Raw genomic sequence first — 291 nt, 5'->3', positions numbered from 1 at the left:
AAACACCCCGCCATTCCCGCACCTGTTCCGCGGCGACCTCCCGATCCCCGGCCCCCCGCTCCCGCTCCGGCACCACGTACCCCACCAGTCGCTGATCGCCCGGACGGTCCTCGCGCACCACCACCGCCGCCTGCGCCACTCCCGGATGCTCCCGCAACACCGCCTCGATCTCACCCGGCTCGATCCGGAAACCGCGGATCTTGACCTGCTCGTCGACGCGGCCGACGAACTCCAGCCGACCGGCTGCATCCCACCGGACCACATCGCCCGTGCGGTACATCCGCTCACCAG

At 71.1% G+C, this 291-nt stretch carries 1 protein-coding gene; it reads right to left on the bottom strand.

The annotated features are described in order from the left end of the window. A partial coding sequence (locus IEJ02_RS48110) for an AMP-binding enzyme (protein WP_191070551.1) occupies window positions 1–291 on the bottom strand: 291 nt, incomplete at both ends.

Origin of the sequence: Streptomyces sp. 5-10 (assembly GCF_014712245.1) — a bacterium.
GTDB classification, from domain to species: Bacteria; Actinomycetota; Actinomycetes; order Streptomycetales; family Streptomycetaceae; genus Streptomyces; species Streptomyces violaceusniger.
This window is presented reverse-complemented; position numbering and strand designations above follow the sequence as displayed.